This is a genomic window from Vogesella lacus (assembly GCF_979366295.1).
Map to the genome: position 1 here is coordinate 1 of NZ_CEETQT010000004.1, position 16194 is coordinate 16194.

20 protein-coding genes are annotated in these 16194 nt (G+C 63.6%); 13 read left to right on the forward strand and 7 right to left on the reverse strand.

Annotated features, from left to right (window positions below):
- Both ACZ9W6_RS05770 and ACZ9W6_RS05775 read left to right on the forward strand, forming a co-directional pair.
- Positions 1-429, forward strand: a 429-nt coding sequence (locus ACZ9W6_RS05770; RefSeq protein ID WP_465190126.1) for a transposase, incomplete at its 5' end; no start/stop codon positions are given.
- Between the two features lie 1157 nt (positions 430-1586).
- Positions 1587-2687: a DUF3616 domain-containing protein gene (locus ACZ9W6_RS05775; RefSeq protein WP_465190127.1), complete on the forward strand. Its 1101-nt coding sequence runs from the start codon at positions 1587-1589 to the stop codon at positions 2685-2687.
- Positions 2688-2750: 63 nt separating this feature from the next.
- On the opposite strand, the gene ACZ9W6_RS05780 is transcribed toward ACZ9W6_RS05775, so the two are convergent.
- From ACZ9W6_RS05780 to ACZ9W6_RS05800, 5 genes are all read right to left on the reverse strand, one after another.
- Positions 2751-3860, reverse strand: a complete 1110-nt coding sequence (locus ACZ9W6_RS05780; RefSeq protein ID WP_465190129.1) for an AIR synthase-related protein — start codon at positions 3858-3860, stop codon at positions 2751-2753.
- Positions 3861-4063: 203 nt separating this feature from the next.
- Positions 4064-4339 (reverse strand): DUF2325 domain-containing protein, encoded by a 276-nt coding sequence (locus tag ACZ9W6_RS05785; protein ID WP_465190130.1) that lies wholly within the window; start codon positions 4337-4339, stop codon positions 4064-4066.
- 112 nt (positions 4340-4451) lie between these two features.
- Positions 4452-5090: a YitT family protein gene (locus ACZ9W6_RS05790; protein WP_465190131.1), complete on the reverse strand. Its 639-nt coding sequence runs from the start codon at positions 5088-5090 to the stop codon at positions 4452-4454.
- A gap of 239 nt (positions 5091-5329) precedes the next feature.
- Positions 5330-6100, reverse strand: a complete 771-nt coding sequence (locus ACZ9W6_RS05795) for a sulfite exporter TauE/SafE family protein (protein ID WP_465190132.1) — start codon at positions 6098-6100, stop codon at positions 5330-5332.
- Between the two features lie 171 nt (positions 6101-6271).
- Complete coding sequence (locus tag ACZ9W6_RS05800; protein ID WP_465190133.1) at positions 6272-6433, reverse strand: hypothetical protein; 162 nt, start codon at positions 6431-6433, stop codon at positions 6272-6274.
- Between ACZ9W6_RS05800 and ACZ9W6_RS05805 the strand changes: the two genes are divergently transcribed.
- Positions 6432-7058, forward strand: coding sequence for a substrate-binding periplasmic protein (locus tag ACZ9W6_RS05805; RefSeq protein ID WP_465190134.1), 627 nt, complete (start codon positions 6432-6434; stop codon positions 7056-7058). The genes ACZ9W6_RS05800 and ACZ9W6_RS05805 overlap by 2 nt on opposite strands.
- A gap of 7 nt (positions 7059-7065) precedes the next feature.
- Here ACZ9W6_RS05805 and ACZ9W6_RS05810 read toward each other — a convergent pair whose 3' ends face one another.
- A complete protein-coding gene (locus ACZ9W6_RS05810) occupies positions 7066-7521 on the reverse strand; it encodes an Lrp/AsnC family transcriptional regulator (protein WP_465190135.1) in 456 nt (151 codons plus the stop codon).
- 151 nt (positions 7522-7672) lie between these two features.
- On the opposite strand from ACZ9W6_RS05810, the gene ctlX reads away from it, so the two are divergent.
- Together ctlX and ACZ9W6_RS05820 are read left to right on the forward strand one after the other, a co-directional pair.
- The gene (gene ctlX / locus ACZ9W6_RS05815) at positions 7673-8596 is read left to right on the forward strand and encodes a citrulline utilization hydrolase CtlX (protein WP_465190136.1); all 924 of its coding nucleotides are present in this window, start codon (positions 7673-7675) and stop codon (positions 8594-8596) included.
- Positions 8597-8656: 60 nt separating this feature from the next.
- Positions 8657-9571, forward strand: a complete 915-nt coding sequence (locus ACZ9W6_RS05820) for a TraB/GumN family protein (protein WP_465190138.1) — start codon at positions 8657-8659, stop codon at positions 9569-9571.
- On the opposite strand, the gene ACZ9W6_RS05825 is transcribed toward ACZ9W6_RS05820, so the two are convergent.
- A complete protein-coding gene (locus tag ACZ9W6_RS05825; RefSeq protein ID WP_465190139.1) occupies positions 9568-10332 on the reverse strand; it encodes a substrate-binding periplasmic protein in 765 nt (254 codons plus the stop codon). The two genes, ACZ9W6_RS05820 and ACZ9W6_RS05825, sit on opposite strands and share 4 nt — an antisense overlap.
- A 151-nt stretch (positions 10333-10483) precedes the next feature.
- Here ACZ9W6_RS05825 and ACZ9W6_RS05830 point away from each other — a divergent pair, with 151 nt between their 5' ends.
- The 8 genes from ACZ9W6_RS05830 to ACZ9W6_RS05865 all read left to right on the forward strand — a co-directional run bounded on the left by ACZ9W6_RS05830 (position 10484) and on the right by ACZ9W6_RS05865 (position 16124).
- The gene (locus ACZ9W6_RS05830) at positions 10484-11605 is read left to right on the forward strand and encodes a protoglobin domain-containing protein (protein ID WP_465190140.1); all 1122 of its coding nucleotides are present in this window, start codon (positions 10484-10486) and stop codon (positions 11603-11605) included.
- A gap of 72 nt (positions 11606-11677) precedes the next feature.
- The gene (locus ACZ9W6_RS05835; protein WP_465190142.1) at positions 11678-12448 is read left to right on the forward strand and encodes a TolB-like translocation protein; all 771 of its coding nucleotides are present in this window, start codon (positions 11678-11680) and stop codon (positions 12446-12448) included.
- A gap of 61 nt (positions 12449-12509) precedes the next feature.
- A complete protein-coding gene (locus ACZ9W6_RS05840; RefSeq protein WP_465190143.1) occupies positions 12510-13310 on the forward strand; it encodes a helix-turn-helix transcriptional regulator in 801 nt (266 codons plus the stop codon).
- A gap of 110 nt (positions 13311-13420) precedes the next feature.
- The gene (locus tag ACZ9W6_RS05845) at positions 13421-14041 is read left to right on the forward strand and encodes a LysE family translocator (RefSeq protein ID WP_465190144.1); all 621 of its coding nucleotides are present in this window, start codon (positions 13421-13423) and stop codon (positions 14039-14041) included.
- Positions 14042-14106: 65 nt separating this feature from the next.
- On the forward strand, positions 14107-14475 hold the full coding sequence (locus tag ACZ9W6_RS05850; protein WP_465190145.1) for a nuclear transport factor 2 family protein: 369 nt from the start codon (positions 14107-14109) through the stop codon (positions 14473-14475).
- Positions 14476-14480: 5 nt separating this feature from the next.
- Complete coding sequence (locus ACZ9W6_RS05855; protein WP_465190146.1) at positions 14481-14654, forward strand: hypothetical protein; 174 nt, start codon at positions 14481-14483, stop codon at positions 14652-14654.
- Between the two features lie 70 nt (positions 14655-14724).
- Positions 14725-15282 (forward strand): RNA polymerase sigma factor, encoded by a 558-nt coding sequence (locus tag ACZ9W6_RS05860; protein ID WP_465190148.1) that lies wholly within the window; start codon positions 14725-14727, stop codon positions 15280-15282.
- Positions 15279-16124, forward strand: a complete 846-nt coding sequence (locus ACZ9W6_RS05865; protein WP_465190149.1) for a FecR family protein — start codon at positions 15279-15281, stop codon at positions 16122-16124. Before ACZ9W6_RS05860 ends, ACZ9W6_RS05865 begins: the two co-directional genes overlap by 4 nt.
- Positions 16125-16194 lie beyond the last annotated feature (70 nt).

The following is a 16194-nucleotide window of genomic DNA, read 5'->3' on the forward strand; positions in this document are numbered from 1 at the left end:
TTGGTGATCGACTGCTGCACCCGCGAACTGCTGGGCTGGCATCTGTCACGCAGTGGCAAGTCCAAGACGGCCGAGTCGGCGCTGGAGCACGCGCTGATCAACCGCTTTGGTTGCCTGGGTCGAGTGCCTCAACGCTTTTTGCTGCGCAGCGACAACGGCTTGGTGTTCACCAGCCGCAGCTACACCGCGCTGGTGAAAAGCTACGGTTTGCAGCAGGAGTTCATCACGCCGTACACGCCGGAGCAGAATGGCATGGTGGAGCGGGTGATTCGTACCTTGAAAGAGCAGTGCGCGCATCGACACCGCTTTGAAAGCCTGGCGCACGCTAGCCGGGTGATTGCAGACTGGATTGGGTTCTACAACCACCGGCGCCCACACCAAGCTTTGGGGATGAAGACGCCTGCAATGGCGTATCAATTAGCAGCCTGACCTGTGCAGAAAGGGCTGGGTCATTACACCGACGAGTTGGGCCGCGCCTTGCCGGTTGGCGGCTTGACGGGGTTTCGCGCCGCTTGGGGCGAGGGGGGTAGTCAGGGGCGGGGATCCGCCCCTGTCCCGTTTGCCGGGCGGAACCGGCTTATAAACCATCATCCGCGTTAGCGGATACCAGTTCCGCCCCACGGGTATGGCCTTGCGGCCAAACCGCTCTATCATCTGCGCGGTAAACGCTGGGCTTCGCAGGCTCAGCCCAGCCTACCAAGACCTGCTGATTGATTGCGGCCAACGTTGGCCGCAGGCTCGGAAACCTCAATGAATACCCAGTGTGGTCGGTCGCGGCCATGCCCCTTTAGCGGCGCGCCGGCAGGCAGTCGGCCGGCAAGGTTTTAAGCGGCCGCTTGTCCGAGTCGGGCAACGTTAGCGCCCGACGAGTTGGGCCGCGCCTTGCCGGTTGGCGGCTTGACGGGGTTTCGCGCCGCTTGGGGCGAGGGGGGTAGTCAGGGGCGGCGACCCGCCCCTGTCCCGTTTGCCGGGCGGAACCGGCATATAAACCATCATCCGCGTCAGCGGATACCAGCCCCAAGCGCCCGGCCATGCTGCTTGGTAAACGCTGGGCTTCGCAGGCTCAGCCCAGCCGACCAAGACCTGCTGATTGATTGTGGCCAACCTTGGCCGCAGGCTCGGAAACCTCAATGAATACCCAGTGTGGTCGGTCGCGGCCATGCCCCTTTAGCGGCGCGCCGGCAGGCAGTCGGCCGGCAAGGTTTTAAGCGGCCGCTTGTCCGAGTCGGGCGACGTTAGCGCCCGACGAGTCTGGCCGCGCCTTGCCGGTTGTCGGCCTGACGGGGTTTCGCGCCGCTTGGGGCGAGGGGGGTAGTCAGGGGCGGCGACCCGCCCCTGTCCCGTCCGCCGGGCGGAACCGGCATATAAATTATCATCCGCGCCAGCGGATACCAGCCCCAAGCGCCCGCCATGCTGTGCGGTAAACGCCGGACTTCGCCGGCTTGACCCAGCCTGCCAATACCTGTTCATGGATTGCGGCCAACCTTGGCCGCAGGTGCAGACTCCCCATCAAAAGCCCCCCAACCATTGGCAAGCCGACGTCATGCAGGCAAGCTGTGGTTTTCACTGGAAAACGGGGCCAAATCATGCCGAATACCTTGGTGAACAATGCCGCCGAGCTGGTGCTGGATAGCGAGCAGCTGGTTCATGACAATCTTTCCGGCGCGGTGGCGTTGGGCGAGGTGCTGTGGGTGGCGGGGGATGAGGCTTGCGGGCTGGACCGGCTGATTCGCAATCCGCATAGCGACAAGCTGCAGCTGGTGGCCGATGGCCATTATCCGCTGGCGGATTATCTGGATCTGCCGGACGAGGCGGCGGTGGAGGCGGATATCGAGGGGCTGGCGGTGGCGGATGGCTATCTGTGGCTGGTCGGCTCGCACGGGCTGAAGCGCAAGGCTCCGCGCCGCGAGCGCGAGATGGCGGCCAACCTCAAGCGGCTGGCGACGGTGAGTCATGACGGCAACCGCTGCCTGCTGGCACGCATTCCGCTGCAGGACGACGGCAATGGCCTGTTTTCGCTGCAGCGCGAGACGGCAGATGGCCGTCGCGCGGCGCGGCTGAAGGGCAAGAAAAAGCATAACGAGCTGACGCGGCTGCTGGCGGAGGATGCGCAGCTGGGGCCGTATCTGGCGATTCCGGGCAAGGATAACGGCTTTGATATCGAGGGCATTGCGGTGGCGGGCGAGCATATCTTGCTGGGCTTGCGCGGGCCGGTGCTGCGCGGCTGGTCTTGCGTGCTGGAGATTCGCCTCGTCGAGCGCGATGGCGAGCTGAGGTTGGCCGCACTGGACGACAGCGGCCTGCTGTACCGCAAGCATTTCCTGCAGCTGGATGGCCTGGGCGTGCGTGATCTGTATTTCGAGGGTGATGATCTGCTGTTGCTGGCCGGGCCGACCATGGTGCTGGATGGCGATGTGCGGGTTTACCGTTGGCCGCAGGCGCTGGCGGCAACCCGCGGCGAGGCGATGTTGTGGTGGGAGGCGGCCGGCCAGCTATTGGCGCTGAAACACCGGCCGGGGCAGGATCGCGCCGAAGCGGTGTGCCAGTTGCCCGAGCACTGGCTGGGGCAGGTGGCGTGGCTGGTGCTGTACGATGCGCCTTCGGCGGCGCGCAAGCCGCAGGCGGGCGTGGTGTGTGGCGATGTGATGTTGCGCAAGAGCCGCGCCCGCCGGCAGGTGCGTACTTAAGCGGCCGAGCCTGAAAACAAAAACGGCCACCGCAGGGTGGCCGTTTTGCCGGGACAGGCTGGATCAGGCGCGCAGATGCAGCTCGTCAGCAGCGAAGGTCAGGTTCAGCGGCTCGATTACCACCGATTTCGGGCCCTTCTCGACGGTACCGGCTACCCAGGCGGCGACGCCGGCGGCTTCGGCCAGACGGACAGCTTCGGCGGCGTGTTCTTGCGGCAGGTAGAGGGCGAAACCGGCGCCCATGTTCAGGCTGCCGTAGGCTTCGCGGTCATCGATACCAGCGTGCTGCTGGATGAAGGACAGCACTGGCGGCACCGGCGGCAGGGTGTGGATGCGGTAGGTGAACTCGCCCGGGTGACGCATGATCTTGCGCCAGCCGTGGCCGGTGATGTTGGCACTGTAGTGCGGCACGATGCCGGCCTTGAACAGGGCTTCGGTAACCGGTACGTACAGCACGGTCGGATCGAGCAGGGCTTCGCCGTACAGGCGGCCGTCAGACAGGCGGGTGGCGTAGCCATCCGGCAGGCGCTCGATCAGCTTGCGCGCGAGACTCACGCCGTTGGCGTGGATGCCGCTGGAGGCAAGGAAGACAATCGCGTCGCCATCCTGCAGCTTGTCGCCCAGGGTCAGACGGTCGTGCGAGGGGATGATGCCGACCGAGGACGCAGCCAGGTCGATACGGCCTTCTTCTACCACGCCTGCCAGTGCTGGCGTTTCACCGCCGCCCCAGCTGACCTGGCACACATCGCAGGCGGCTTTCCAGCCGTTGACCAGATCGCGCATGCGCGCTTCGTCGGCAAACCAGTCGCTGCCACCGGCCGACCAGTAGGCGTGTACCGACAGCGGGGTAGCGCCGACGGTAATCAGGTCATTCACCGCCATGGCGATGGTGTCTTGCGCGATGCTGTCGTAGTGGCTGCGGCCGGTGATCGGACGCACGGCATCGGCCACCAGCGCCTTGGTGCCCAGGCATTCGGTAATCGAGGCGATCAGCACCGAGCCCAGATCCATCACATACGCCGACTCGCCGCGCGAGGCTGCGATTTCTTTGATGCCGTGCACGTCCAGATGGCCACGGGTGGCGCTGGCAGACTGCTGGGCAAGGATTTTCAGCGGGTCGATCTTGTTGTAATCGACGCCGGCAGCGGTGTAATCAAGCGGAGTTTGGCTCATGATTGAGGCTCGGAGGATCAGAACGAGGCCGTAATTCTAGCATGTTCAGGCGGCAAACTGGCGGCTAACCATGCACACAGGATGCTGTTGATGCAAATGGCTTTTTTTCGCGGCGCGAAGTGCGCTTGCCGGCCCGCGTGACTGGCGCTGCCGGCGCTGTTTTGCTGCCAGCAAAACGTTGGCCGCAAGTGTGCGGCCAACGGCTAGTTCATGATGGTCATCTGGCGCGAGCCGGCCTGTTTGCGGCCGATAAAGGCCACCGGGATGTGCCGCGCGCGGGCGCTGTCCTTGACCCGCCGCGCCAGATTGTGACTGACATAGCCGAGCATGATCACGATGCGGTCGAGGCCGCCGGGAATCGCGCGGCGCAGGTCGCTGCACTTGCGGCCATCCCAGTGGATGATGTCGTGGTAGCCGCTGGCCTGCAGCTCGCGGCGGGCGGTGGTGATCTGGTCTCCTCCAACTATCAGGGCGCGCATGGTCTTGCTCCGGTCGTGTGCTGATATCTGTCAGGCTAATCAGCGCCGGTCGGGCGGTAAAACGAGAAAATCCGCTATGGTTAGCGGATTTTCTGCGCTGTCTGCGGGCGTTTCACGAGGCGGCGATATAACGGTCCGGCCGGTGGTAAAAGCCGATCACCAGGCTCATGGCAGCTGCGCCAATCAGCGAGCCCAGCAGCTGCGGCAGGTTGCACAGCAGCACCGACGCCAGCAGGATCAGGAGGTCGATGCCGAACTGCAGTTTGCCGGCGCGCAGACCGTAGCGTTGCTGCACATAGAGCGCAAGGATGTTGATGCCGCCGACGCTGGCCTTGTGGCGAAACAGCGCAATCAGCCCCATGCCGATCAGCAGGCCGCCCAAGAGGCCGGTGGAGTAGGGATTGAGCGGGCCGGCAAACGGAAACAGCTCGCGGCATTCGACCGACAGCAGCGAAACCAGCGCCACGCAGACAAAGGTGCGCACGGTAAATGCGGCGCCCATATGTCGCAGCGCGAGCCAGTAAAACGGCAGATTGATCAGGAAAAACAGCCAGCCAAACGGCGCGAGTCCCTGGTAGTGCAGCAGAAAGGCAATGCCGGCGGTGCCACCGGTGAGCAGGCCGGCCTGGACGAACATCGCCATGCCGAAGCCGATGAAAGAGGTGCCGATCAGAAAGGCCAGCAGGTCTTCTGCGCGGGTGTGTGCCAGCGGATTGTGTCCGCTTGTCAGGCTTTTGCTATCGGTAGTCATGCTTGGGATCCGGGCAATGAGTCAGCGGCGGCACACCGGGTAAGGCGGCCGCATCTTGTTGCGTCGCAGCAAAAAGCCTGCCAGCCGGCAGGTGGTGTGGAGGGCGGTTGACGGGTGTTTGTGGCTGCAATCTGGTGCAGATTGGTCACTCAGGCACCAGTCTGGTGCCGGATGCGTGGGCAATGCGGCCAGGGTTGGCCGCATCAGTACGGATAGTCAGGGCAGGGCCGTGACGTGGTTCAGAACACCAGACGCGCGCCGATCAGGCCCATCATGATGGCCAGCACCGGGCGCAGCCATTGTTCGGCCACACGGCGGGTGAGGTGGCTGCCCAGCCAGATGCCCGGCAGCGAGCCGATCAGCAGTTGCGCCAGCAGGCCGTAATCCATATTGCCCATGCTGGCATGGCCAAGTCCGGCCACCAACGTCAGTGGCACGGCGTGGGCAATCTCGGTGCCGACGAGGCGGGCGGTCGGCAACAGCGGATACAGCGCGAAAATCGCCAGCGTGCCGAGTGCACCGGCACCAATCGAGCTGAGGGTGACAATCACGCCCAGTACCACGCCGGTGATGACGGTAGCGCGCACCGGCATCTGCCCCGCGGGGCGGGCCGGCAGCCAGCGCGTGAGTCTGGAAAGTATCCACGGCTTGAACAGGATGGCCAGCGCGGTGAGGATCAGCGCAAAGCCGAGCATCAGCTTGATCACGCCATTGAGCGCATCCGTATCGGGCTGGGCGATATGCAGGGCGATGACGGTGGCCAGCGCGGCCGGCATGCTGCCGGCGGCCAGATAGCCGGTGATCTTCCAGTCGATGTGTTTTTGCTTGTTGTGTACCCAGACACCACCCATCTTGGTGATACAGGCGTACAGCAGGTCGGTTCCGACAGCGGTGGCCGGATTGATGCCGAACCACAGAAGAATGGGCGTCATCAGCGAGCCGCCGCCCACGCCGGTCAGGCCGACGATAAAGCCGACTGCAAGCCCTGCCAAGATGTAACCCAGCTCCATGCCCGACCCTTCCCGTGAGACGATGTGACAGCCTGACATGCTAAGCGATGCGGTTATAACTTCTTATACAAATTCAGATAATGCTTATCTGGATTTTGCATAAAGAGACTTGGCCGCTGCATCAAGTTGCAGGATTGTTGATGCTGTAAGGATATGCACGCGGGGTGCTGGCTATTTGAAAGTGGCATTCATTAAGATGCGCGTATCTTCAATGGATTTGCCGAGAAAGGCCTGCATGCGGCTGTTGATGCTTCCTCTGCTGCTGTCGCTTTGCCCCTTGCCGGCAGCGGCGGCGACCGTCTTGCGTGTCGCGTTAAGCGAGAGCAGCAGCATGCCTCTGCAGCAGCTGGAGCACGGCGTGGTGGTGCGCGGCATCCTCAAAGATCTGGGCGAGGCGCTGGCGCAGCAATTGCAGCGCGAGGTGGCGTGGCTGGCCTTGCCGCGCAAGCGGCTGGAGCGAGCGCTGACGATTGGTGACGCCGATATCCTGTGTTACTCGCGCCCCGAGTGGCTGAGCGCGCAGGTGTACTGGAGTCGCCCCATCCTGCGTAACAGCGATATCGTGGTGACACGCGGCGACATCGCGAAGCCGCGCAGCCTGGCGCAATTGGCTGATAGGCGGCTGGGCACCATTACCGGTTTTCTCTATCCGCCGGTGGAAGACACACTGGGCGCACATTTTGCCCGCGATGACAGCCATGACGAGCTGTCGAACATCCGCAAGCTGCAGGCCCGGCGCGTTGACTATGTGCTGACCAACGAAATCGGCTATCTGTACCAGCGCCGGCACAATCCGGCGTTGATCGGGCTGAATCCGCAATATCTGCGCTACAGCCAGTATGAGGCACTGTGCGCCTTGTCCCGGCGCAGCACGGTCAGCTTGCCGCAGCTGGATGCCGCCATTTTGCAGCTGGAAAAATCCGGCCGCCTCGCCGCCATCCTCGCCGCCTATCGTTGAGCGCTGCCTAGCGTCGCCCGAGCTTTATCTGCTGCAGCTGCGGGCTGCTGACGATACGGCTGATGCGAAAACGGCGGTCGTCCAGCCAGCTGCCGGACAGCTCGCGAAAGTGGGCCAGATCGCGGCAGCGCACCCGCAACTGGTAATCGAATTCGCCGCTGACCAGCCAGCAATCCTCGACTTCCGCACATTCCCGCATGCAATCTTCGAACGCCTGCTGGGCGCTGCGTCCCAGCTTGTCGCCCAGAGCCAGCTGGGCCAGCACCACCACGCCGGCCTGCTGCTCGGGCAATTGCACATCGGCGTGATAGCCGCGAATGATGCCGGCGCGTTCGAGCTTGCGTACCCTTTCCTGACAGGGGCGGGCCGTCAGGTGGACTTGCTCGGCCAGCGCCTGATAGGTGATGCGTCCCTGTTTTTGCAGGATGTCGAGAATCAGCTGGTCGATACGATCGGTTTGCATGGCGTGTGCAGCGGATCCGGCTGCCCCGGCAGAAAATAACGACGGAAAGTGTGCGTCAGGGCAGGGCTTTTCGTCGTCTATCGATGCGACATCTTTTGCAGAATGCAGGGCATCTTCCACTCTGTTGCGGCCAACCCTGGCCGAGGCTGCCATGCTGCAAACCACCTCTCATGTGCTGATGATTCGCCCCTGTCGTTTCGGCTTTAATCCTGATACCGCCGCCAGCAATGCCTACCAGCAGGCCGGGCCGGACGAGACTGCCGCCCAGGCAGCGGCGCTGGTCGAGTTCGACGACTATGTCGCGCTCTTGCGTGCTGCCGGCGTCACGGTCACGGTTTTTGACGACACGCCGCAGCCGCATACGCCGGATTCGATCTTCCCCAATAACTGGTTTTCTACCCATGCCGACGGCTCGATCTACCTGTATCCGATGGAAGGTGCCAATCGTCGGCTGGAGCGGCGCGAGGACATCGTGGCCTGGCTGCAGCAGCAGTTTGCTGTTAGCGGCGTGCACGATCTGTCGCCGGCCGAATTGTCTGGCCGCTATCTGGAGGGCACCGGCAGCATGGTGCTGGACCGGCCGGCGCGGCGGATTTATGCCGCGTGGTCGAGCCGGACCGACCACGCGCTGCTGGCCAGCTTTGCCGAGCAGCTCGGCTACGCGCTGACCGCTTTTGACGCGCAGGACGAACACGGGCAGGCCATTTATCACACCAATGTGATGATGTGCGTGGCACCGACGCTGGCGATTGTCTGCCTCGAGGCGGTACGCCAGCCGACGCAGCGGGCCGCATTGCAGGCGGCCTTGCAGCAGGATGGCAAGACGCTGCTGCCAATCAGCCTTGCCCAGTTGCGGGCGCTGGCCGGCAATATGCTGGCGCTGCACGATGCCGCCGGCCAACCCTTGCTGGTGTTGTCACGGCGCGCTCATGCCGCACTCGACGCGTCGCAGCGGCAGCAGTTGGCCGCCAGCGCGCGCTTGTTGCTGCCGGCCATCGACACCATCGAACGGCTGGGTGGTGGCGGTGTGCGATGCATGCTGGCCGAGCTGTTTTTGCCGCCGCGGCGAGGCTGAGCCGGGTTTGCTGCAGCACAGGCAATTGGGCATGATGGCGTTTTGCCTGTCGGGATTGTCATGCGAGCCTTCTTGCTGATTTGCACGCTAGTGCCGAGCCTGCCGGCGCTGGCGGCCAACCCTGTGCCGGCCGCCTATGGCCCTTTGTGGAGCTTTGCCAAGGACGGCCGCCAGCACTATCTGTTTGGCACCCTGCATGTCGGCAAGCCCGAACATGCGCGCCTCGACAACGGTCTGCGCTGCGCGCTGCAAGGCAGCGACAGCCTGGCGCTGGAGCTGGACATCAGCCAGCGCGAGGTCGTCGCGCAATTGCAGCAACAAATGGCCGAGGCCGCGCCGGCGCAGTGGCGGCAGCTGCATGCGCCCTTGCAGCAGCGTCTGCGCAAGCAGGCCAGCCAGCTGGGCATCAGTGCCAGCCAGGCACAGGCCATGCCGCCGGCGATGATCATCATTGCCTACACCATGGCAGGCATTGCCGACAGCGGTCTGTCGCCGGCCTATGGCAGCGAACGCAGCCTGCTGAAACTGGCCGGCAGCAAGCCGGTGTTGTCGCTGGAAAGCGTCGACACCCAGGCGCGGGCGCTGGGCGGCATGCCGTCAGCCGTCATCGAAGAGTCGGTGACACTGCTGGAGCAGAATCTGCCCAAGGCCATGCTGCTGATGAAGACCCAGCTGGGCGAGCTGATGCAAAGCTGGGAGCGTGCCGATCTGCCGGCGATGGAGGCCGCAGCACACGACCCGCAACAGCAGGCCGCCAGCCGCTGGATGAACGATGCCATGCTGGTACAGCGCAATCTGCCGATGGCACAGCAGATCGACAGACTGGCGCGGCAGCAAAAGCTGTTTGTCGCGGTCGGCGCGCTGCATTTGCCGGGCAAGCAGGGCTTGCTGGCCTTGCTGCAGGCACGCGGTTATCGCCTGCAGGCGCTGACGGCCGCGCAAAGGTTGGCCGCAAAGGCTGACTGCCGCAACTAGCGCAGGCCGTAATTGCGGCGGATGCGTTCCAGCGTACCGTTGGCCTCCAGCCGGCCAATGGCGGCATTCAGGGTTTTGACATCCGCCAGCGTAGTGCTCTTCTTGCTGAGCATCATGTGCACCTTGTCGCGCACCGGGGTGTAAGGCAGCACCTGCAGCGTCAGCCCCAGCTGTCTGGCCTGCCACTGGATGGCGGCCAGATCTGCCATCAGCACCGCACCGCGCTCGGCTTGCAGCATGCGGATGCCCTGATCGATGGTTTCGTAGTGCGACAGCAGGCCGGCGCTCTTCAGGCGCGGCTGCTCATTGGCGTAGTCCTGGCCATACCAGCCTTGTACCGGGCTGAGCAGATGCAGCCCGCGCTCGGCCAGCTCGGCAAAATTGCGGATGCCCTGAGCCTGTTCGGCAAGTGTGGGCAGGCTGACCAGGCCGGTGATTTCATTGCGGTAAGGCAGGGTAAACCAGCTTTGCTGCTGGCGCTCGGCCGTCAGCGAGGCGGCCAGCAACACGCTGATGGCGCCTTGCTGATGCAGCAGCAGGCGGCGTTTGCCGGGGACTTCTTTCTGGATTTGCAAGATGCAGTCTGCCTCGCGAAAGATGGCCTGCGCCAGCTCGATATCCAGTCCGGCCGGCTGGTGACGGGCATCGGTGTAGATATAAGGTGGCCATTCCTCGATGGCCATATTCATCGGCCGGCTGCAGGTGGCCATGGCCGCCTGTGCGACCAAGAACAGCAGGCTGGCCAGCAATTGTCGTGTCATCTCGTGGCCCCTTTGTGGTGCGAAGCGTTTTTTCAGTATATGCAGTCGCTGATAAAGCGGCCTGCATTCGCCTCAGGTATTTGACCGGCCGGCTGCTATGCTGAATTGAGCTGTATTTGCATGGTATAGCGAGTTCGCATACGGGAGCCGCATGAGAAAAACCGATCAGACCCTGCTGGAGCAGCTGGGCATCAATGAATTCGAGATTGTCAGCCGCATGGCGCTGTTTTCCATCGGCGAAGCAGATATCGCCTATATGAAAAAGGCCAAGCCGATGATCGAGCGCGAGCTGGATCGCCTGGTCAACCAGTTTTACGAGTTGCAGACCGCAGTACCCGAGATTGCGCTGCTGATCGGCGATGCCGACACGCTGGGCCGGCTGCGCAATGCGCAGTTCCGCTATATCCAGGACCTGTTCAGCGGCTATTACGATATCGAGTATGTGAACAACCGCCTGCGCATCGGCCTCGTGCACAAGCGCATCGGCGTCGAGCCCAAGCTGTATCTGGCGGCGATCCAGACCCTGCGCGACCTGCTGATGCGGGTGATAGACAACGGTATCGAAGACAAGGAAGAGCGCGCCCAGGTGAGTCAGGCTTTGCAGAAGCTGCTGATGTTCGATATTTCGCTGGTGTTTGATACCTATATCCGCAGTCTGGTGTCGGAAATCGAGATTTCGCGCGAAAAGTCCGAGCAATACGCGGCGGCGTTGGAAGAAAAGATCAAGGAGCGCACCCAGCAGCTGGAGCGCATGTCACGCACCGACCACCTGACCGGCCTGGAAAACACCTGGTTCCTGGTGCAGTCACTGACGAGGGTGCTGCGGGCTGCCGAGCGGCGCAGCGAGCCGGTGACGCTCGCCTATATCGACGTCAACGATTTCAAGCAGATCAATGATGCTCACGGTCACCAGCATGGTGATGTGGTGTTGCAATGCGTGGCCAATTCGCTGAAGGAATCCTGCCGCATGGAAGACCTGTGCTTCCGCTATGGTGGCGACGAATTCTGCGTGATCATGCCCAATTGCCGTATCAGCCATGCCAAGCTGGCGTGGGAGGAGCGTCTGCTGCAGATTCTGCAGGCCAAGGAGTTTCACCCCACGCTGAGCATAGGCTATGCGCAGACCGGGCCTGAGGTGTATGTCGAGGCGGAAAAGCTGATCCGTCTGGCCGACGAACAGATGTACGCGGCCAAGCAGGACAGCAAGAGCACCGAGCCGGGCAATGTCACGCCCTTGCCGCAGAGCCGTAGCGGTCAGGAGCGCAAGCACTAGCCCCCGGCCGGCTTATGCCAGCTTCACGTGATAAGCTCGCCATTCTGATGACAATCGCCTGAATGGTGTCGCGTGAAAAAATCCCTGTCTTGCATGGCGCTGCTGCTTGGCCTGCACGGTGCCGTGCTGGCCACTCCGGTATTGCAGCGGGTCGATGATTACCAGTTGGCCGCACGCTCTGACGATGGCCGCCAGCTCTTGCTGGACGGTCTGGCCGGCGCGGGTCTGGACGAGCAGGACCGCGCCGGTTTGCCGGCGGTACTGGCCGATTTTTTTCCTGATCTGGGTCTTGCCCCGGCGCTCAAGCTGCAGTGGCGGCATGCCGCCGGGCTGCAAACGCTGGGTGGCATGCAGTATGCCGTCAGCCGTGAGGCGCGCTGGTCGCAGGATGGCAAGATACTGGCGCTGACAGCCGGGCGCGGCGGCAGTCTGGCCATCTGGTATTGGCCGGCGGGCGGGGCGGCCAGACAGCTGTTGCCGGCGGCGGCCAGTCATGGCGGTCTGCTTGATCTGGCGGCGGACGGCAAGTCGCTGCTGGGCTGGTACTGGTCTGCCGGCATGCAGGCGCCGCGGGCTTTTGTCTGGCGTGATGGCCAAGGCTACCGCGACCTGCCTGCCGCTTTGCGGCCGCAATGGCTGCTGGCCGACGGCAGCATTGTCGGCATGCAGCAGGGCGTGCCGGTGTGGCTGGAAGCTGGCGGCAAGCCGCGCCATAGCCCCTGTCTGCTGCTGTCGCCATCGGGCAATCTGCCGCAAATCCTGCCCAGCCTTGACCGGCGCGAGCTGCTGCTGGAGCAGCCGGATGGTCCGCGTCGCCAGTTATGCCTGTACCAGCTGGGTTGAGACCGGTGCACGCTGCAATTTTCTACAAGCGCAAATCCGCCGGATGCGCTATCAAGCCAGCATGCAGCTGACTTCTCCCGCCATTCATTACTGGCAATCTCCCTTGCTGCCCGGCATCGAGCTGTGCCGGGCGCATCATCGCGACTTCAGTTATGGCCGGCATGTGCATCTGGACTACCACATCGGGCTGGTGCAGCAAGGCGGCCAACGTTTCATCCACAAGGGTCGCGATCATGATCTGGTTGCCGGCCGGCTGTCACTGGTGAATCCGGACGAGGTGCACGACGGCCTGAGCCTGCTGCCGGACGGCTATGTGGTGCGGGTGTTCTCGCTGCCGCAGGCGTTGATGGCGCAATACCTGCCGCAGATGGGCGAGCAGTTTTTCAGCGCGCCGATGCTGTCCCACCCTTTGCTGTACCGCCGCTTTGCCTTGCTGCATGCCTGTCTGGAGCGGGCGCAGGGCGAGGCCTTGCCGGTGGAGGAAGAGCTGCTGCAATTGCTGGCCGAGCTGTTTGCGCTGCCGGAGTGCCGCCATGGCCTGGCGGACCCGCAGCTGCGCCTGCTGCGCGATTACCTGCTGCCGCAACTGGATGCACGCCATGGTCTTGATGATATGGCAGCGCTGCTGGGGCTGGATCGCTTTGCCTTTTTGCGCCAGTTCAAGGCACGTACCGGCATGACCCCGTATGCCTGGCTCAAGCGTTTGCGGCTGGAGCAGGCCAAGCGCCTGCTGGGCAGCGGGCTGGCGGCCAGCGAAGTCGCACTGGCGGTGGGCTTTTTCGACCAGAGCCATTTCCATCACGGTTTTCGCCAGGCTTTTGGCCTGACGCCGGCACAATTCCGCCTGCAAATGCTGGCCTGAGCAGGCCGCCAAGGTTGGTCGCAGCGGCTTGCCGGCCGGCTGCAATAGTTTGCAAGCCATGACGGGCCGCCTTGCCGATACTGGGCAGCATTCTGTTTCGGGAGTCGCTCATGACCGGCAATCTGTTCATCACCCTGGGTCTCATGCATCTGCTGGCGCTGGTCAGCCCCGGCCCGGATTTCGCCCTGATCCTGCGTACCTGCCAGCGGCGGCGACTGGCCTTGGGGGCGGCGCTGGGCATTTCGCTGGCGATCCTGCTGCACGCCAGCTTCAGTCTGTCCGGCATCAGCCTGCTGCTGGCCAGTCATCCGCTGCTGTTTTTGCTGTTGCAACTGGCTGGCGCGCTGTATCTGGCGCGCATCGCCTGGCAGGCCGGCATGGCGGCGTGGCAGCAGCAAGGCAGCGCCTTACCGGCGCAGACGGCCGAGCACGGCGGTGCCTGGCGCGGGCTGGGTTTGGGCTTGGCCACCAATCTGCTGAATCCCAAGGCGCTGCTGTTCTTTACCGGCTTGCTGGCGGCGATGATTTCGCCGGCGGTGAGCTTGCAGACACGCGTCTTGCTGGTGCTGGAGCTGGGGCTGCTGTCCTTGCTGTGGTTCGGCCTGTTGGCGTGGTGGCTGTCGACGCCGGCGTTGCAGCAATGGCTGCTGCGCGGCCAACGTCTGCTCAATGCGCTGAGTGCCTTGCTGTTCGGCAGTGTCAGCCTGTCGATACTGGCCGGCTTGCTGTAGCGGGCTGCCTTGTCGTGGCCGGGTCGGCCATGCAGAATGACGTTTTGATTTGCGAGCCGAGCGTCATGAGCGATACCGCCACCCTGATCAGCCGCCATTGGCAACTGGCCAATGCGCGCGACTGGCCGGCCTTTGCCGCCACCTTGCATCCGGACGTCGAATACCGGGTGCCGCAAACCCGTGAGCTGTGGCGCGGCCGCGAGGCTTTTGTCGCCTTCTACGCCACTTATCCAGGCGACTGGACACTGGAAATGGTCGATCTGCTGGCCGCCGGCGAGCGCGCTATCAGCCAGTGTGCGTTTCATGTGGAACAACAAACCCAGCGCAATATCTGCTATTTCACCCTGCACGACGGCCTGATCTGGCGTATCGAAGACTGGTGGCCCGAGGATTACCAGCCACCGGCACGCGCGGTGCCGGCCGAGCGTTATTGAGCGTGATGCAGGCGCTGAAACGTTGGCTGCAACGCTGCTGGCGCGACCCCGGCACGCGCTGGCCCTTGCAGATGTTGTTGCTGATCCTGCTGTTGATGCTGGTGGTGTGGCTGTTCGGGCTGGATGCGCCGATCGGCTATCGTTACGACTTGCCGCAACAGGGCAGTCAGGCTGTTTGAATGCTTGCCTTGCGTTGGTTATTGAGAACCATTAGCATTGATGGTTTATCGAACCGGTCAGGTGGCAGCAGTGGACAAGCCCAATCCGTCATTGCAGATGACAGCGCCGGCGCTGGACATCGTGACGGCGCTGGGGCAGCACTATGCCGAGCTGCGCCAGTACCTGCGCCGCCAGCTGCAGCGCTACGACGCCGATGTGCAGCTGGCTGAAGAGGCGTTGCAGGATCTGTGCATCGAGCTGCTGCACCAGCCGCCCGCCATGGTACGGGTGCCGCTGGCCTTCTTGCGCCGCGCCGGCCAGCGCCAGCTGATCGACCTCTACCGCCAGCAGCAAAGGTTGGCCGCATGGCTGGAATTCCACGATGAATTGCCGCTGGAGGCCAGCAGTGGCAGCGTGGCCGACCCGCAGCGCATCGTCGCCGGCCGCCAGCAATTACAGCTGCTGGTGATGGCGATCGAGCACCTGCCGCCGCGCTGTCGCGAGGTCTTCGTGCTGCACAAGATCCACCAGTTTTCCCAGGCCGACACCGCCGATCATCTCGGTATTTCGCTGAAAAGCGTCGAAAAACAGTTGCGCGTGGCGATGCTGCGCTGTCGCGCCATGCTGGCGCTGGAGCCGTGGCTGTGAACCAGCCGCCGCCGCAAGCGGCCAGCCGCCAGCACGACAGCAAGGAGGCGCGGCTGGACGAGATGCTCGACAGCCAGCGCGACTGGCTGAAGCAGCGCTTCCCCCTGCCGCCACGGCGACAAGCAGCACCGGCCCGTCGCATTGCGCCACTGGCGCTGCTGTTGCTCGGTCTGGCGGCCGGTCTGTATGGCTGGGACCCGGCCTATCGTCACGAAGTCTTTGCCACCGCCATCGGCGAACAGCAGCAGCTGACGCTGGCCGACGGCAGCCGGCTGACGCTGGATACCGGCAGCCGCGTCGAGGTGGCCTGGCATCTGTTCAGCCGCCGTCTGCAGCTGCAGCACGGCCAGGCGCGCTTCGATATCGCCCATGCCGTGTGGCGACCGTTGACGGTGCAGGCCGGCGAGCATCAGGTGCGCGTGCTCGGCACCCGTTTCGACATCCGCTACGAACAACAGGCTTTCGCCCTGCGCCTGCTGCAGGGCCGCATCGCGCTGAGCTGGCAGGGCAAGCCGCTGGCCACGCTGAAGGCGGGCGACGTCTGGCAAAGCCGGTCAGCGCAGCCACAAGGCCAACCATCAGCGCAGCCGCTGCCGTTTGATTCGGCCAGCTGGCAGCAGGGCCGTCTGCAGTTTGATGCGACACCGCTGGCGCAGGCGGTAGCCGAAATCCAGCGCCATGTACCGCAGCGTTTGCAGCTGGCACCAGCCTTGGCCGAGGTGCCGCTCAGCGGCCAGTTCGACAGCCGCGACAGTGCGCGGCTGCTGCAGCTGTTGCCGCAAATCCTGCCGCTGCGTTTGCAGCCGCAGGCCGATGGCAGCCTGTTGCTGGCCTCGCGCTGAAAAATATTTTCGCCAGAAGGTAGGGTTGGCCGCAGGCGGCAGCGACAGCTTGTTATCACCCACTTGTTGC

Bases quoted from the DNA above. Each gene is read 5' to 3' on its own strand.
- ACZ9W6_RS05775 (WP_465190127.1), top strand. From the start codon at position 1,587: ATGCCGAATACCTTGGTGAACAATGCCGCCGAGCTGGTGCTGGATAGC.
- ACZ9W6_RS05780 (WP_465190129.1), bottom strand. From the start codon at position 3,860: ATGAGCCAAACTCCGCTTGATTACACCGCTGCCGGCGTCGATTACAAC.
- ACZ9W6_RS05785 (WP_465190130.1), bottom strand. From the start codon at position 4,339: ATGCGCGCCCTGATAGTTGGAGGAGACCAGATCACCACCGCCCGCCGC.
- ACZ9W6_RS05790 (WP_465190131.1), bottom strand. From the start codon at position 5,090: ATGACTACCGATAGCAAAAGCCTGACAAGCGGACACAATCCGCTGGCA.
- ACZ9W6_RS05795 (WP_465190132.1), bottom strand. From the start codon at position 6,100: ATGGAGCTGGGTTACATCTTGGCAGGGCTTGCAGTCGGCTTTATCGTC.
- ACZ9W6_RS05805 (WP_465190134.1), top strand. From the start codon at position 6,432: ATGCCTCTGCAGCAGCTGGAGCACGGCGTGGTGGTGCGCGGCATCCTC.
- ACZ9W6_RS05800 (WP_465190133.1), bottom strand. From the start codon at position 6,433: ATGCTGCTGCTCTCGCTTAACGCGACACGCAAGACGGTCGCCGCCGCT.
- ACZ9W6_RS05810 (WP_465190135.1), bottom strand. From the start codon at position 7,521: ATGCAAACCGATCGTATCGACCAGCTGATTCTCGACATCCTGCAAAAA.
- ctlX (WP_465190136.1), top strand. From the start codon at position 7,673: ATGCTGCAAACCACCTCTCATGTGCTGATGATTCGCCCCTGTCGTTTC.
- ACZ9W6_RS05820 (WP_465190138.1), top strand. From the start codon at position 8,657: ATGCGAGCCTTCTTGCTGATTTGCACGCTAGTGCCGAGCCTGCCGGCG.
- ACZ9W6_RS05825 (WP_465190139.1), bottom strand. From the start codon at position 10,332: ATGACACGACAATTGCTGGCCAGCCTGCTGTTCTTGGTCGCACAGGCG.
- ACZ9W6_RS05830 (WP_465190140.1), top strand. From the start codon at position 10,484: ATGAGAAAAACCGATCAGACCCTGCTGGAGCAGCTGGGCATCAATGAA.
- ACZ9W6_RS05840 (WP_465190143.1), top strand. From the start codon at position 12,510: ATGCAGCTGACTTCTCCCGCCATTCATTACTGGCAATCTCCCTTGCTG.
- ACZ9W6_RS05845 (WP_465190144.1), top strand. From the start codon at position 13,421: ATGACCGGCAATCTGTTCATCACCCTGGGTCTCATGCATCTGCTGGCG.
- ACZ9W6_RS05850 (WP_465190145.1), top strand. From the start codon at position 14,107: ATGAGCGATACCGCCACCCTGATCAGCCGCCATTGGCAACTGGCCAAT.
- ACZ9W6_RS05855 (WP_465190146.1), top strand. From the start codon at position 14,481: ATGCAGGCGCTGAAACGTTGGCTGCAACGCTGCTGGCGCGACCCCGGC.